Raw genomic sequence first — 15,745 nt, forward strand, 5'->3', positions numbered from 1 at the left:
CCCACGCCCCGAATGACGCTCGACCAGCTCCACTTGCTGTTTTTTAAGAATTACGACGAAGCTAGCTTGGCTTTCAGCCCGGGCATCAACTGCTTTATCGGCGACAACGGCAGTGGCAAAACCAACCTGCTCGATGCCATTCATTACCTGGCGATTACCAAGAGTGCCTTTGCCGGGTCTGATGCGCAAAGCATCAAGCAAGGCGCCGATTTTTTTGTAGTAAAGGGGAAGTTCTCGACTGCGCAGCTTGAGCGCCCCGAGACTATCCAGGTGAGTATGCGGGTGGGTCAGAAGAAAATCATCACGCACGATAAGCAGCCTTATGACCGGCTGGCCGACCACATTGGCCGCTACCCGGCCGTGCTCATTTCCCCCTACGATACCGACCTCATCCGGCAGGGCAGTGAAGACCGACGGCGCTACTTCGACAGCCTACAGTCGCAGCTCGACCACGACTTCCTGGAGTTGTTAATTCAGTATAACGGCCTGCTGCGGCAGCGCAACGCCACGCTCAAGCAGGGCACCGGCAGCCACGGTTTTGATGCGCTTTATCTACAAGCCTTAGACGACCAGCTAGCCCCCCTAGGAGAAAGTTTATCGGCCTTTCGGGTCGATTTCTTAGCGCAGTTTATACCCGTATTTCAGCGCCATTATGCGCAGCTGGCCGATGGCCGCGAGCAGGTAGTGGTCGAGTACAAGAGCCAGCTGACTGGTCAGAACTTTCGTCACCTATTGCTAGCTAATGAACGCCGCGACCTGCTACTACAGCGCAGCACTACCGGCCCCCACCGCGATGACTTCATCTTTTTAATGGATGGCTTGCCCGTTAAAAGCTATGCTTCGCAGGGGCAGCAAAAGTCTTTTGCCATCGCGCTCAAGCTCGCTCAGTTTGACCTATTGGCTAACCGCCCGCTGCCTGCCGGTACTGCTGCCGCCAAGCCTCTGCTTTTGCTTGATGACATTTTTGACCGGCTCGATGACAAGCGCATTGCCCGGCTGCTGCAGCTAGTCGCCGACCAAACCTTCGGCCAAGTCTTTCTAACCGATACTAACCTGACCCGCACCGACCAGGCCCTAGCGGGAGTAAGTAGCGCCATCCAGCGCTTCGAAGTGCAGGCTGGCAAGGTGGCGCCACTCTAATTCCGGAACCCGTTTCCACCCATTCGGGCCTTACTTTTGAGGCTGCGAAGGCAGCCGTTTTTTCCGGGAAGCTCGCGCAATAGTTTAGCTTATTCCCGTGAAAAAACCTAGCCTCTCCCCCACTGCCCGCCGGGCCGATATCATCCCTCTGAAAGAAGGTTTAGAAGCGTTGGTGCGCGCCTATCGGCTAGGCGGCAAGCTCAATGAAGTGACCGTAGTGGCTAGCTGGGAGCGCGTGATGGGCAAGGCCGTTGCGCTCAAAACTAAGGAAGTCTACGTGAGCAAAGGCAAGCTCTTTGTGCGTCTAACTTCGGCTCCCCTCAAGCACGAGCTAGTGATGGCCAAGACCCGCGTTCTGGAGATGCTCAATGCTGAGGTCGGCACCCAGGTGGTAAATGAGGTCGTGTTCCTTTAGTCTCCCGAGGAAGCTATAGCCTGCTTGCAACCGGCTTACTACTACCGGGGCGTCTAGCCGTCGGCTAACCGCTTTTGTGGATGCGACAATGCAACAGGCACAGCGCGAACAAGGCGCTTACGCCCTTTTGGCCGCATTACAGCTGTTCACGCGCCGCTACCCAGGCTTGGTACAGTCCAGCGCTCAAAAGGCCTGTTTTTTCCTTCCTTTTAGGCTTTCGGACAGCATTACGAACAAAAATGTTCCACGTGAAACATTAAATCACTTGGGCCCATACACTTTTAGCAGCAGTTCATTATACGCTTCTAAGAGGGCGATGTACTTAGTCTGAAGCGTTAAAAGTTGGCTATTTAAGTCAGAATCGGGCTTTTGGGGAGTTGTTACACGAGGTGTAACACTATTTGTAACAGAATGGCGAGCAATCGATGTTACAAAGGGTAAGGTTGATTGTTGAACAACTGTAAAGTCATTAGAGAAATCGTGTCCGATAACCTGTCCGACATTTTGTACAAAATTAGCGTCAAGTGTATCTTCTTTGAACTTACGGTAAATAGTCGGACGTGTAATACCCAGTTCTTCCACTATCCTAGTAATGGAAATTCCGCTGTTTTTAATAGCTTCCTGCAGTATTTCGCCCTGATGAGGCATGTGCGTTGTGCGTTACGAAGTGAGAACACAAAGATGCGCAATACAGTAGTGTAAACCAACACGAAGAACACGAAATTACAAGTTGAGTAAATGATACACCAGAAAAATGTAACGATACAAACCGTAACGGTGTGTTCGGTGTAACAATCAAGTGTTACACCGAACACACCGTTACGTCACTTTACACTACCGGATACGTCCGGATAATGCTAGCAGGCGGTTCGGGAAATCGGTGGTAATGCCAGTGATTTCCCACGTCATCACCTCTTCTAAATCGTGTGGCTCGTTGACCGTCCAGGGCACCAACTCAAGGCTGGGATAGGTGGCGCGTAGCGACTGCACCAAGGCGGACGATAGCAAGTGAAAGTCGGGCCCGTAGACCTGCGGTACAAAACCTAGCTGCTCAATTAACACAGGCGCACTCAGCTCGCTTTCGTTGAGTAGACACAACCGCTGTAGGGGAGCTAGCTGCCGGGCTGCTTGCAGGATGCGCACATCAAAACTGAGCAGCGTAGTGCGAGCCTGAACGGCGGCATTCTGTATTTCGGCCAGTACCAGCTCGACAAACTGCGCCGGGCGTGGGTGAAAAAGCGTATCGCCAGCGGAAGTGCTTTTCAGCTCGATAGAGTAGCCTACCAGCGGCCGGCGGAGCTGTATGCAGGCAGCTTCAGCCGCACGTAGCACCTCACGCAATAACGGGCGGTAAGTTGGGCTAGGGTGCTGCGTAGGGAAGCCGGGGTGAGGCCACTCCCCTACCACGCTCTGCCGAATGGCGGCATACGGCAACTGATAGAGGTTATGTGCCTGCTCGTGAAGTGGGTCGATAAGGGCGCCGCTAGGGTCACGCCCTAGCTGGGCCGATAGCCAGGGCTCGTGCGAAACCACCACCTGCTGGTCGGCCGAAATCACGACGTCCATCTCCAGCACATCGACGCCTAGGGCCAGGGCATGCAGGAAGGCAGGGAGGGTATTTTCGGGCAAAAGGCCTCGGCAGCCCCGGTGGCCGTGCACCTCGGGTTGGCCGGCTAGCTGAGGCGAGAAAGAAGGAACATTCATGCCGGATTGTACGCGGCAAAACAGGAACCGGCCAAGCGGGCAAAGCGAGCCAGTAGCTTTCTTTGTGCTACACTATTGGTGGGCAATGTGCCCATTTTTTAACAACCTCTAATGAAGCGATTGCTGTTATTCGTGCTGCTAGCCCTGGCGGCGGGCGGCTATTATTACTACACCTCCCTGAAGAAAGGGCCCGAGTATGCCTTGCTACAGGCGGCCGCCGCCACGCAAACGCACGACCTAGCAGCCTTCGAGCGCTACGTGGATGTGGATGCCCTCACGAGCCACCTAGTAGACGATGTGGCCGACCACAGCGGCGTACTGGCCGCGCTCGTGCCAGGCGGGGGGCTAGCCCTGCGCGGCGGCCTGCGCTTGCTGAAGCCCCAGCTGACAAAAGCGGCGCACAATGAGGTGCAGCGCTACGTGGAAACGGGCTCGCTGGAGGCCGCCCAAGCCGCTGCTCCCAAGCGGCTGGTTAACCTGTCGCTACTCGGACTAGCTGGGCGCGTGGTGAGCCCCGATAGCAAGTTTAAAGGCATTAAGTACAGCACCGACAAGGGCAACGAAGCGCTGGTAGGGCTGGAGTTTTCGCAGCCGCGCTACGACACGACCATGGTCGTCGAAGTGAAGCTACTGAAGCAGGCCGACGGGCACTGGCAAGCCAAGCAGATTACCAACGCCGATGAACTCGTAGCCGGCGTAGCCCGGCTCGAAAAAAACCATTTGCTCAATAGTCACTAACCGAGCTAGGCTGGGGCACTACACACAAAAAGGGGACCTTGCTCATAGCAAGGTCCCCTTTTTGTGGTTTTGGCTGTGTAGGCTAGCCTAGCGGCTGCGGCCGAAGAAGTAATAAATCAGCAGGCCACCAAACGGGAAAAAGAAGATGATGGCCGCCCAGAGGATTTTCTTACCAATGTCCCAGGGCTGGCCAAATACATTGATAATAGCTAATACGTCTAATATAAGAAGTGCTATACCCCAGGGAGCCAGGCTACCGTCGGTATTGAAGCGGGAGCAGCTGGCGGTGAGCAGCAATAGGGGTAGGAGCAAGGTGGCCAGCAGCGGCAGCCGTTGCGAAAACGAACGAAGCGATTTCATGTGAAGGAAAAGGTGAAATGGTGAAGGAATGTGCCCCCTTTACGGAGCTTGCCTTCACTAGGATACCTTTCGCGTGCTAAAATCGATAAGCACTCACTTGCTGGAAGAAACTGGCCAGCACGCCGGGTACCAGCGCAATGATAACAAGCACCCCAAAAAGTGCCCCGTAGAAGTGCGCATCGTGGTTGATGTTGTCGCCCCGCCGGCGGCCCATGAAGTAGGAATATGCCAAGTAGAGAAAGCCAAATAAAAAAGGCTGAATGGGAACCGGTATCGGAAAAATCATGATGCCTTGCCCTTTAGGCGCTACCGGCAGAAGCATGATACTGGCAAATAGCACCGACGCCACGCCGCCCGAAGCACCCAGGCTGCGGTAGCCGCGGTCGTCGCGGTGCTGAAAGTAGGTAGGCAAATCGGACACGATGATGCCGCCCAAATACAGCCCCAGAAAGAGGGCTAGCCCCGCCCCCGTGCCATAGCCCTGAACCAGCGTGGAAAGCACTAGCGGGCTGAAGGAGTAAAAGGCAAACATGTTGAAGAGCAGGTGGGCCCAGTCAGCGTGCAAAAAGCCGGAGGTAAGCAGGCGGTACCACTGCCCGTTGCGGGCCATCACGTAGGGCTCCATAATCCAGGCCTCCAGCAGTTCGCGGTTGGACCAGGCATAGGCGGAAATGGCGACCGTGAGGCCGATGAGGATAAGAATGGGGTTGAGCACGCGGAATAAGGCTAGCTCTCGCGGTCCATGAGCTGGAGCGCGAGGTGATGAAGGGGCTGCTTGCGGGCTGCGGGCGCCGCTACGCGCTCCAAATGCTGCAAGGCGGCCTGGAAGTACTCGTTGATGAGCGCCTCGGTCTGAGGGCGAATATCGAGCTCGTCGTAGATGGCGCGCACGGCCCGCACTTTGGCCTCGGCATCGCGCACGGGCTGGCCGAGGTGGCTGGCTAGGGTGGCTTGCTGGGCCGAATCGGCCTGGGCCTGGGCCGTGAGCAGCAAAAAGGTTTTCTTGTCGGAAATGATGTCACCGCCCACGCGCTTGCCAAACGTGGCAGCGTCGCCGTACACATCGAGCAAGTCGTCGCGCAGCTGGAAGGCCAGCCCGATGTCGGTGCCGAACTGGCGCAGGTGCTCGGCATCGTCGGCGTTGGCGCCGGCCAGCACGGCCCCCAGCTCCAGGGCGAAGCCTAGCAGCACGGCGGTTTTGAGCCGAATCATGTCAATGTATTGGGCAATGCTGACGGTGGTTTCGGTCTCAAAATTCATGTCCCACTGCTGGCCCTCGCACACCTCGGCGGCGGTCTGGGAGAAGCGGCGCAGCACCTGCGGCAGCACGGCTAGGGGCACGTTTTCGAAGAGCAACTCGTAGGCCCGCACCAGCATCACATCGCCCGAAAGGATAGCCGTGCTGGCGTTCCATTTCTCGTGCACGGTGGGCTGGCCGCGCCGCAGGGGCGCCTGGTCCATGAGGTCGTCGTGCACCAGTGTGAAGTTGTGGAAGACCTCGGTGGCCAGCGCCGGCTTCACCAACGGGGCTAGCTCGTCGGTGAAGAGCTGCCCGCCGAGTAGCGTCAGCAGGGGCCGCAGGCGCTTGCCGCCAAGGCCCATGATGTAGCGAATGGGGTCGTAGAGGGTGGCCGGCTGCTGGCCGTAATCAAGCGCTTTTAAGGCTTGCTGAAGGAGGGCGGAGAGGTCAGTTTGCACGGGAGCAAAGGTCGGGGGATAATTGTCATTGCGAGCGCAACGAAGTGGAGCGCGGCAATCCTTCCTTCACGCTAGGGTTGCTACCTCAACGATTAGGAAAGATTGCCGCGCTCCACTTCGTTGCGCTCGCAATGACAAATGAAAAAGCTGCTAGGTTAAGAAGGCTATCGGCGGCGCTTGCCACCCTTGTCGCTTCGGCCGCTGCTACCGGAGCCGCTGCGCGGGCTGCTGCCTCGTCCTCCTTTGTCGCCGCGGTAGCCACCGCCACGGCTGGCGCGGCCGGCTTCGCGCTCGGCGCGCTCGCGCTGCTTCACGTGCTCGGGGCGGTCGTCGACCAGCTCCATGTCGATGGTGCGGTCGAGGAGGTTGGCCGCGGTGATGATGACCTGCAGCTCGTCGCCGAACTGAATGATGCGCTTCGAGCCGCGGCCCACCAGGCGATAGTTATCCTTATCGAGCTCGAAGGTGTCGCCCGGAATGTCGGAGATACGCACCATGCCTTCGCACTTGTTTGCCTCAATCTCGACGTAAATGCCGCGCTCCGTAAGGCCCGACACCACGCCCTTGAACTGCTCGCCGATGTGGGCGCCGATGTACTCGACCTGCTTGTATTTGATGCTGGCGCGCTCGGCATTGGCGGCTAGCTTCTCGCGGGCCGATGAGTGCTTGCACTCTTCCTCCACGGGCTCGGCGGGCACGTTCTTGCCGCCCTCCAGGTAGTGCTCCAGCAGGCGGTGGGCCATCATGTCGGGGTAGCGGCGGATGGGCGAAGTGAAGTGCGAGTAGTGCGCAAACGCCAGCCCGAAGTGCCCTAGCGGCTCGGTGGTATAGGTGGCCTTGGCCATGCTCCGGATGGCTAGCCCCTGAATCACGTTTTGCTCGGGCCGGCCCACAACGTCTTCGCTGAGCTTGTTGAGCTCGGTGCTGATTTTTTTGGGGTTGGCCAGGTTCAGCTTGTGGCCAAATTTCTGGGCGAAGAGCGCGAAGTTTTCGAGGCGGTCGGGGTCGGGCGCGTCGTGGGTGCGGTACACCATCGTAAGGCGCGGCTTCGTTTTCTTCTTGTTGAAAACGTACTCGGCCACGCCCTTATTGGCGAGCAGCATGAATTCCTCGATGAGCTTGTGCGCGTCCTTGCGCTCCTTCACGTACACCCCTAGCGGCTTGCCATCCTCGCCCAGCTTGAATTTCACTTCCTGGGTTTCGAAGCTGATGGCTCCCTTGCGGAAGCGCGCCGCCGAGAGCTGCTTGGCGAGCCGGTTCAGCAGGTTTACTTCTTCGGCCAAGTCGCCCTCGCCAGTTTCGATGCGCGCCTGGGCATCCTCGTAGCTGAAGCGGCGGTCGGAGTGAATGACGGTTTTGCCAAACCACGACTCGTGCACTTTGCCCTTTTCGTCAATCTCAAACACTGCCGAGAAGGTCAGCTTGTCCTCGTTGGGCCGCAGCGAGCAGAGGCCGTTCGAAAGGTTTTCGGGCAGCATCGGAATCACGCGGTCCACCAGGTAAACCGAAGTAGCCCGGCTCTTGCCTTCGCGTTCCAGCTCGGTGCCGGGGCGCACATAGTGGGTCACGTCGGCGATGTGTACGCCCACTTCGTAGTGGCCGTTCTCCAGGGTGCGCAGGCTAAGGGCATCGTCAAAGTCCTTGGCGTCGGCCGGGTCAATGGTGAAAGTTAAGATGTCGCGGAAGTCGCGGCGCTTGGCAATTTCTTCTTTCGAGATGGTCGTCGGAATGGCATCGGCTTCTTCCTCCACCGCGCTCGGAAACTCAAACGGCAGCCCGAACTCGGCCATGATGGCGTTTATCTCGGCCTCGTTCTGGCCGGCCGCGCCGAAGTTGCGGATGATGGTACCGACCGGGTTGCGGCCCTGCCCCTCGTGGTCCGGAAACTCGATGATGCGCACCAGCACCTTATCGCCGTTGCGCGAGTCGCCCAGCTCCTGCGGCGGCACCATCACGTCGAAATACGCCTTGCGGTTGTCGGGCTTCACGAAGCCGATGGAGCCCTGCACTTGCAGGCGGCCCACCACTTCGGGGCGCTGGCGCTTGAGCACCTCTATCACGTCGCCAGTCACGCGGCCATCGCGCACGCCCCGCAGGCGTACCCGCACCAAGTCGCCATCTAGCGCATAGCGCAACTGGTCGGTGAAGACACGAATGTCGTCGCCCTGCCCATCCTCGCGCACCACAAAAGCGAAGCGCGGCGTGGCTAGGGCCACCGTACCGATGATAGTATTAGGGTCGCGGCTAGGCCGGCGGTCGGGGCCATCGCCCACGTGGTCGAAGCCCGCCGAGCGGCGCCGGTGCACGATGGGGTCCTGGCCAAATTCTCCTTCGAGCAATTCGACAGCCGGGGCGGCTTTTGAGACCGTTTTCCGGCCCTTGGCGGCACTGGCGGCTACTTGCAGGTCGGTGGGGCTAGCCAGGCGGTATTCGTCGTTCTGAAGCAGTTCAATCTGGCCCACGCGGCGCAACACTTTGAGGTGGTCAAACAATTCGTTGCGCTGGTCCTTGGTCGTGATGCCGAGGCGGCGCGAGAGTTGCCGGTAGCCCAGTACCTTGCCGGGGTTGTCGGCAAATTGGCGGTACACGAGGTTCTGGCTGAGGCCGGCGGGAGCAGCCTTCGCGCGAGCGGCGCGGGGGGCAGCAGAGTCTTTGGGGTTTTTCATGGGTAGTGTAAGACGGTCGCCGGACAGCTTGGAGTAAGATTGACGGAGGCGACGCGGGGGTAAAAACGTAGAACGGATAAAATCCGTCGAGGGGTTAACAGAAACTTAGCGGATAACGTTGGCCTCCGCCAGGGCATTCAATACGCGGGTACCAAACTCGGCTACCGTCCATTCTTTCAGGTCCGATACTTGGCCATCACCAACTTCAACCAGCACAAGCTTGCCCGCTAGGGTCTGCGCCACGTCGAAAGAGTAAAACAGACGCGGCTGAAGCAATGCTATGGCTTCCTGAAGGGAGGCAGGCAGCGTTGCTCCATGCGCGCCAACCGCCTGCCCACGCACCACAAAAAAGCGGCGCTCTGAGGCCGGTTTTAAGTCTATGAAGTCGCGCACAAACAGCGGCGTTCCGGTAGCCAACTCCTGGCGCTGCCAGAAGGTAGCTAATTGGTTTTGGTCCGATAGCACCGAGTTACTGCCAAACGATTTTACCAAGCCTTTCACGAAATAGCGCCGACCAGCGGCGAAATCCAATGGCACTGGCGAAGTCAAGAATCGACTTGGGAAGGTGTGAGCAGCTACTGCCTCATACCAGCCGTTTGCTTGGTGGGAGGAAAAGTACTCGGCCGGCGAGACCGCTAGCGGCAGCAATAGGGCTAGCCGGTTGTATTCGGCGGCATCCAGCATCCAACCTCGGTAAAGCGCCTGCGTTGGTCGGGCCGGGGTGGGAAACCAGACGTTATCGTTGTCCAAATCGACCAGCCCCGTAGCTAGCCCCTGTGCCCGCGCCCAGTCATACTCCGGCTCCCACATCGGGTCTACGGTACGCGGCTGATAGGGCAGGCAGGGGTAAATGAAATGCATAGATTAAGCTTGGATTCGAGCCGCGATGCGCGCCGGGTCGTCGCTCGGAATGGCGGCTAGCAGCTGCTGCGTATACGGGTTTTGCGGGTGCGCGTAGACCTCGGCGGCGGGGCCGCCTTCCACCACTTTGCCCTGGCTCATCACCAGCAGGCGGTCGCTCATAAAGCGGGCCACCGACAGGTCGTGGGTGATGAACAGGTAGGTGATGCCGAGCTCGCGCTTGAGGTCGTTGAGCAAGTTGAGCACCTGCGCCTGCACGCTTACATCTAGCGCCGACACCGACTCGTCGCACACAATGAGCTTGGGCCGCAAGGCCAGCGCCCGCGCAATGCAAATGCGCTGCCGCTGCCCACCGCTGAACTCGTGCGGATAGCGCTGCTCCGCGTCGTCGCTCAGGCCTACCGTGCGCAGCAACTCGCGCACCCGGGCCTTTTGCTCGGTGCGGCTGCCGCCCACCCCATGCACCCGCAACGGCTCCAGAATGGCCTCGCCCACCGTGAGCATCGGGTTCAGGGCCGCGTAAGGGTCCTGAAAAACGAGCTGAAACTCGCGCCGACGGTGGCGCAGCTCGCCGCTGGGCAGCGCGGCCAGGTCGGTTCCTTCAAACAGGATGCGGCCGCTGGTTGGTTCCGTGAGGCGCAGCAGGGCGCGGCCCAGCGTGGTTTTGCCGCAGCCCGACTCTCCCACTAGGCCCACCGTTTCGCCTGGATAGATGGTAAAACTCACATCGTCGACGGCCCGCACGAAGTCAGTAGTGCGCGAGAAAAAGCCCTTGCGAATCGGAAAATACACCCGCAGATTCTCGACTTGCAGCAGCGGCGCCTCGGTCGTGGAACGTTCTTTTTGTTCCACGGGAAACGTCTTGGCAGTATCAGAATTGGTTTGTAACTGCACCGAAGGAGACCTTAAGGGCGCTTCAGCAGTCAGAATGGGCCTAGCCACCAGGTTGCCAGCCGCATCAACTTCCATAAAATCAGCTACCACCGGCAGCCGCGCTTTGCCGATAGAGAGCCGCGGCCGGCAGGCCAGCAAGCCGCGCGTGTAAGGGTGCTGCGGGTTGGTAAAGATGTCCAGCACCGAGCCTTGCTCCACCACTTTGCCCCGATACATGACGATGATGCGGTCGGCAATCTCGGCTACCACGCCCAGGTCGTGGGTGATGAACAGCACTGCCGTACCGTACTCGCGCCGCAGGTCGCGGATGAGCTGCAGGATGCGTGCCTGCACCGTCACATCGAGCGCCGTGGTGGGCTCGTCGGCGATAAGTAGCGCCGGGCGGCAGGCCATGGCCATGGCTATCATCACGCGCTGCTTCTGGCCACCACTTATCTCGTGCGGATAGGCTTTAAAAATCTGCGCCGGGCGCGGCAGCTGCGCTTCGGTAAACAGCTCGATGGTGCGCGCCTCGGCTTCCTTTTCGCTCAGGGTGGTATGCAGGCGCAAGGCTTCGACCACCTGGTAGCCGCAGGTCAGCACGGGGTTCAGGGAGGTCATGGGCTCCTGAAAAATCATGCTGATGTCGTTGCCCCGCAACTGCTGCAGCTGCTTTTCAGTGAGCTTGAGCAGGTCTACTTCTCCCAGCTTCTCCGAGGAGAACGTGGCCGTGCCGCTGGCTATGTGCGCGGCGGGCTTCTGCAAGAGGCCTAGCAGGGCGAGCGACGTCACCGACTTACCCGAGCCCGACTCGCCCACTATCGCCACCACCTCCCCCCTATTCACCGTCAGCGATACCTCGGACACAGCCCGGGTGTGCCCGCGCTGCGAGTGAAAATCGACGGTCAGGTTTTGAACGGTGAGTAAGGACATGGGTACCAACAAAAGCGGCGCGGTGAGTACCGCGCCGCAAGTTTACTAGGCAGGCTCCGAAGCCGGCGGCACCGCAGCCGCGGCGGCCGTATTCTGCTCGGTTTGCTTGAAAAAGCGGCCTTGCAGCAGCAGAATCAGGGCCACGCCGATGAAGATAGAGGAGTCGGCCAGGTTGAATATCGGCCACAGCGACACGTACTTCCCACCCATTATGGGCCACGAAGCCGGCAAAAAGCCTTCGTAGATATCGACGTAAATCATGTCGATAACCTGCCCGAAAAACCACGGCGTAGGCGAGCCGAAGGGGGCATTATGATAGGTAACACCGTAGAAAACCGAGTCGATGACGTTGCCGACGGCCCCACCCAGAATGAGCGCCATGCAGGCAATGAAGCCCGCCGCCGCCCGCTGGCGCCACAGCCGCACGATGTAGTAGCTGATGCCGCCCGCAGCCAGCAGCCGGAAAGCCGTGAGCAGCAGCTTGCCATAAGGCGGCGGCAGCAGCTCGACCCCGAAAGCCATGCCGGGGTTCAGCGTATAGTGCAGCTTAAACCAATTGCCAATGAGCGGAACCTCACCCGCCAAACCTGGCTGCATATGCTTGTGCACCAAGTATTTAGATAATTGGTCAATAGCAATAACAAAGAGGGCTAGCAGGAAAAAAGGCAGCACACTGCCGCGCCGCGCCGGGTAGCGCTGGGGCTGGGAATAGGTATCTACGGGCAAGTCGGTCTGCACAGGTGAAACTCGGGTTACTTTGTACTGTTTTATACCGAATTACGAGGTTTCAGAACCTTTAAAAACGGCTTGGGCAAGGGGTTGTGCGCGGGAAAACTCGGCCGCATTTTCAAGCGCGGCCGGGTGTCTCATAATCAGGTAGTTACTACATCTACTTTAGCAGGCACCGAGAAGTCGTCAAACTCCAGCACCGCGCCGCCCGCTACGTTGGGCACAAAATCGAGGCGCAGAGCCTGTACTTCTTCGCGGATGTAGTCGCCAAAAGCGGCTACGGCGGCGCGCAGCTCGGCCGGCGCGCTGTCGGCTAGGGTCACCTGGATGCGGTCCTGCACTTCGAGGCCCGAATCTTTGCGCAGGTTCTGGAGGCGGTTGACCAGCTCGCGGGCTAGCCCCTCCTGGCGCAGCTCTTCGGTGAGGGTCACATCAAGGGCCACGGTAAGCGGGCCATCGGTGGCTACGAGCCAGCCGGGCAGGTCCTGGGTGCGGATTTCGACTTCGTCGAGGTGCAGCGTGAGGGGTTCGCCCTCTACTTCCACGGCTAGCTCGCCCTGCTTTTCAAGCTGGCTCAGCTCGTCGTTGGTCAGCGTTTGGATGCGGGCACCCACGGCCTTCAGGCGCGGGCCGTACACTTGGCCCAACCGCTTGAAATTGGGTTTCACCGACTTCACCAGCACGCCGCTCGTGTCATCCAGAAACTCCACGTGCTTCACATTGACCTCGGCACAAATCAAGTCTTCGACCTTGCCAACCTGCTCCTTGGTCGTGTCGTTCAGCACCGGCACCAGGATGCGCTGCAAGGGCTGGCGTACCTTCAGCACCGACTTCTTGCGCAGCGAGTGCGTGAGCGAGCTGATGCGCTGGGCCAGTTCCATCCGCTCCTCCAACGCCTTGTCGATGAGCGCCGTATCAGCCTCGGCAAACAAGGTGAGGTGCACCGATTCGGGGGCAAGGGGGGTATTTTTGGCCACGGCCTCGGCACGCATGCCATCGGTCATGTTTTTGTAGAGCCAGTCGCCGAAGAACGGCGCAATGGGCGACATCAGCTGCGAAACCACCACCAGGCACTGCTGCAGGGTTTCGTAGGCGGCGCGCTTGTCGGTGGTCAATTCGCCTTTCCAGAAGCGGCGGCGCGACAGGCGCACGTACCAGTTGGAGAGCTGGTCGGTTACGAACTCCTGGATGGCGCGGGCGGCCTTCGTGGGGTCGTAGTTGTCGAGGTGGCCGCGCACCTCCCCTATCAGCGTGTGCAGCTTGCTAAGAATCCAGCGGTCAAGCTCGCTCAGCTCGGCCAGCGGCACGCGGTCAAACTCGCTGGTTTGGAAGCCATCGAGGTTGGCGTAGAGCGCAAAAAACGAGTACGTGTTGAACAGCGTGCCGAAGAACTTACGCTGCACTTCCGTGACGCCCGCCTGGTCAAACTTGAGGTTGTCCCACGGCGGCGAATTGGCAATCATGTACCAGCGCGTGGCGTCGGGGCCGAACTGCGCGATGGTTGCAAACGGGTCCACGGCATTGCCGAGGCGCTTGCTCATCTTGTTGCCGTTTTTATCCAGCACCAGACCGTTGGCAATCACGTTTTTGAAGGCTACCGAGTCTTCCAGCATCACCGCCAGGGCGTGCAGCGTGAAGAACCAGCCGCGCGTCTGGTCCACGCCCTCGGCGATGAAATCGGCGGGGAAGTTCTTTTTGAAAAGCTCCTGGTTTTCAAACGGATAGTGCCACTGCGCATAGGGCACTGCACCCGAATCAAACCACACGTCGATAAGGTCGGGCTCGCGGTACATGGGCTGCCCGCTAGGGCTTACCAGGAAGATATCATCGACATAAGGCCGGTGCAGGTCGATTTTTTCGCCGTTAGCGTAGGGATTATGGGTCATGATTTCGGCCGCTACGGCCTTGTCAATCTCCGCCTTTAGCTCAGCGATGCTGCCAATGCAGATTTCCTCGGTGCGGTCCTGGGTGCGCCAGATTGGTAGCGGCGTGCCCCAGTAGCGCGAGCGGCTGAGGTTCCAGTCTACCAGGTTTTCGAGCCAGTTGCCGAAGCGGCCGGTGCCAGTGCTTTCGGGCTTCCAATTGATGGTTTTGTTCAGCTCGATGAGCCGGTCTTTCACCGCCGTGGTCTTGATAAACCACGAGTCGAGCGGGTAATAAAGTACCGGCTTGTCGGTGCGCCAGCAGTGCGGGTAGGTGTGCTCGTATTTCTCGGTTTTGAAGGCCGTGCCATTGGTGCGCATCCGAATGGCGATGCTCTCATCCAGCGTTTTGTAGTCGGCGCCGCTCTGGTCGTGGCCGTCGTAGTTCTTCACCCAGCGGCCGCCAAACTCACCCATTTGGGCCACGTAGCGGCCCGTGCGGTCCACGATGGGGCCTAGCTTGCCCTGGTCGTCGGCCACCATCAGCGCGGGGATGCCGTTGAGCTGCGCTACCCGGAAGTCATCGGCGCCAAACGTGGGCGAGATGTGCACGATACCCGTACCGTCCTCCGTCGTCACAAAGTCACCCACGATAACTCGGAAAGCGTTTTCCTCCCCTTCGAAATGCGGGAAACCGGCCTCGGTACCGAACAGGCGCTCGTAGTGGATACCTACTAGGTCAGCACCCGTAAACTCGGCTTCAATTTCCCAAGGAACAAGCTTCGTTTCACTGTCCCAGAAAAAACCTGTTGACTCAATCGGCTTACCAATCTGAGTTGATTCAGAGAAGTATCTGCTTACCAGTTGTTTCGCAAGAATTACTCGAATAAACTCCTTTGTGTAGGGGTTACGAGTGCGAACGAGAACGTAAGGGATATTCTTGCCGACCGCTAGGCCAGTGTTAGCCGGTAAAGTCCAAGGAGTTGTTGTCCAAGCTAAGATGAAAACGTCAGTGTTTTCAATCTCCCACGCTGGCCCATTGAACAACTTCTCCGACACCGCATCGCGCAACACCTTAAACTGCGCCACGATGGTCGTGTCCTTCACGTCCTTGTAGGTGCCAGGCTGGTTCAGCTCGTGCGAACTAAGGCCGGTGCCGGCAGCCGGCGAATACGGTTGAATGGTATAGCCTTTGTACAGGAACCCTTTGTCGTAGAGCTTCTTGAGCAGTGCCCAGCAGCTCTCGATGTACTCGGGCTCGAAGGTGATGTAGGGGTCGTCGAGGTCCACCCAGTAACCCATTTGCTGAGTCAGCTCGTCCCACTGCGCCTTGAAGCGCATCACGGTTTCGCGGCAGCGCTGGTTGTACTCCTCTACGCTGATTTTGTGGCCGATATCTTCCTTCGTGATGCCCAGTTCCTTCTCTACCTGCAGCTCGATGGGCAGGCCGTGGGTGTCCCAGCCGCCCTTGCGGGGCACCTGCTTGCCGAGCAGGGTCTGGTAGCGGCAAAAGATATCCTTTACAGCCCGCGCCATCACGTGGTGAATGCCGGGCTGACCATTGGCCGAGGGCGGGCCCTCGTAAAACACGAACGTGGGCTGGCCCTCGCGGCTGCTCACGCTCTTCTCGAAGATGCCGTTGGCGTCCCAGTAGGCCCGCACGTCGGTGGCGAGCTTGGCGTAGTCGAGCGGCTGCTTGTATTCGGGGTAAGTCATTTTATTGTTAGCTGTTAGCGATTGGCTGCTAGCTGGTAGCTTTTTGTGCT

At 59.0% G+C, this 15,745-nt stretch carries 13 protein-coding genes; 3 read left to right on the forward strand and 10 right to left on the reverse strand.

Going from position 1 to position 15,745, the window contains the following annotated elements; all coding sequences use genetic code 11:
* The first annotated feature begins 12 nt into the window (after positions 1–12).
* On the forward strand, positions 13–1,140 hold the full coding sequence (recF, locus tag J4D99_RS02170; RefSeq protein ID WP_208130043.1) for a DNA replication/repair protein RecF: 1,128 nt from the start codon (positions 13–15) through the stop codon (positions 1,138–1,140).
* A 97-nt stretch (positions 1,141–1,237) separates the two neighbouring features.
* Positions 1,238–1,555, forward strand: a complete 318-nt coding sequence (locus J4D99_RS02175) for a DciA family protein (protein WP_309509608.1) — start codon at positions 1,238–1,240, stop codon at positions 1,553–1,555.
* A gap of 261 nt (positions 1,556–1,816) precedes the next feature.
* Here J4D99_RS02175 and J4D99_RS02180 read toward each other — a convergent pair whose 3' ends face one another.
* Both J4D99_RS02180 and J4D99_RS02185 read right to left on the reverse strand, forming a co-directional pair.
* Positions 1,817–2,203: a helix-turn-helix domain-containing protein gene (locus J4D99_RS02180; protein ID WP_208130044.1), complete on the reverse strand. Its 387-nt coding sequence runs from the start codon at positions 2,201–2,203 to the stop codon at positions 1,817–1,819.
* Between the two features lie 186 nt (positions 2,204–2,389).
* Positions 2,390–3,259, reverse strand: coding sequence for a glycerophosphodiester phosphodiesterase family protein (locus J4D99_RS02185; protein WP_208130045.1), 870 nt, complete (start codon positions 3,257–3,259; stop codon positions 2,390–2,392).
* Positions 3,260–3,370: 111 nt separating this feature from the next.
* On the opposite strand from J4D99_RS02185, the gene J4D99_RS02190 reads away from it, so the two are divergent.
* The gene (locus tag J4D99_RS02190; RefSeq protein WP_208130046.1) at positions 3,371–3,997 is read left to right on the forward strand and encodes a hypothetical protein; all 627 of its coding nucleotides are present in this window, start codon (positions 3,371–3,373) and stop codon (positions 3,995–3,997) included.
* A gap of 87 nt (positions 3,998–4,084) precedes the next feature.
* Here J4D99_RS02190 and J4D99_RS02195 read toward each other — a convergent pair whose 3' ends face one another.
* The 8 genes from J4D99_RS02195 to ileS form a co-directional block, all read right to left on the reverse strand.
* On the reverse strand, positions 4,085–4,357 hold the full coding sequence (locus J4D99_RS02195) for a PLD nuclease N-terminal domain-containing protein (protein WP_208130047.1): 273 nt from the start codon (positions 4,355–4,357) through the stop codon (positions 4,085–4,087).
* Between the two features lie 76 nt (positions 4,358–4,433).
* Positions 4,434–5,072, reverse strand: coding sequence for a rhomboid family intramembrane serine protease (locus tag J4D99_RS02200; protein ID WP_309509609.1), 639 nt, complete (start codon positions 5,070–5,072; stop codon positions 4,434–4,436).
* An 11-nt stretch (positions 5,073–5,083) separates the two neighbouring features.
* A complete protein-coding gene (locus tag J4D99_RS02205; protein WP_208130048.1) occupies positions 5,084–6,055 on the reverse strand; it encodes a polyprenyl synthetase family protein in 972 nt (323 codons plus the stop codon).
* A 164-nt stretch (positions 6,056–6,219) separates the two neighbouring features.
* Positions 6,220–8,721, reverse strand: coding sequence for a ribonuclease R (gene rnr / locus J4D99_RS02210; protein ID WP_208130049.1), 2,502 nt, complete (start codon positions 8,719–8,721; stop codon positions 6,220–6,222).
* Positions 8,722–8,826: 105 nt separating this feature from the next.
* On the reverse strand, positions 8,827–9,582 hold the full coding sequence (locus J4D99_RS02215; RefSeq protein ID WP_208130050.1) for an ATP-grasp domain-containing protein: 756 nt from the start codon (positions 9,580–9,582) through the stop codon (positions 8,827–8,829).
* A gap of 3 nt (positions 9,583–9,585) precedes the next feature.
* A complete protein-coding gene (locus J4D99_RS02220; RefSeq protein ID WP_208130051.1) occupies positions 9,586–11,388 on the reverse strand; it encodes an ABC transporter ATP-binding protein in 1,803 nt (600 codons plus the stop codon).
* 45 nt (positions 11,389–11,433) lie between these two features.
* Complete coding sequence (locus J4D99_RS02225; protein WP_309509610.1) at positions 11,434–12,126, reverse strand: lipoprotein signal peptidase; 693 nt, start codon at positions 12,124–12,126, stop codon at positions 11,434–11,436.
* A gap of 134 nt (positions 12,127–12,260) precedes the next feature.
* Positions 12,261–15,695 (reverse strand): isoleucine--tRNA ligase, encoded by a 3,435-nt coding sequence (ileS, locus tag J4D99_RS02230; RefSeq protein WP_208130052.1) that lies wholly within the window; start codon positions 15,693–15,695, stop codon positions 12,261–12,263.
* Positions 15,696–15,745: the final 50 nt, after the last annotated feature.

Origin of the sequence: Hymenobacter sp. BT559 (genome assembly GCF_017571525.1) — a bacterium.
In the GTDB taxonomy this organism is placed as follows: domain Bacteria; phylum Bacteroidota; class Bacteroidia; order Cytophagales; family Hymenobacteraceae; genus Hymenobacter; species Hymenobacter ginsengisoli.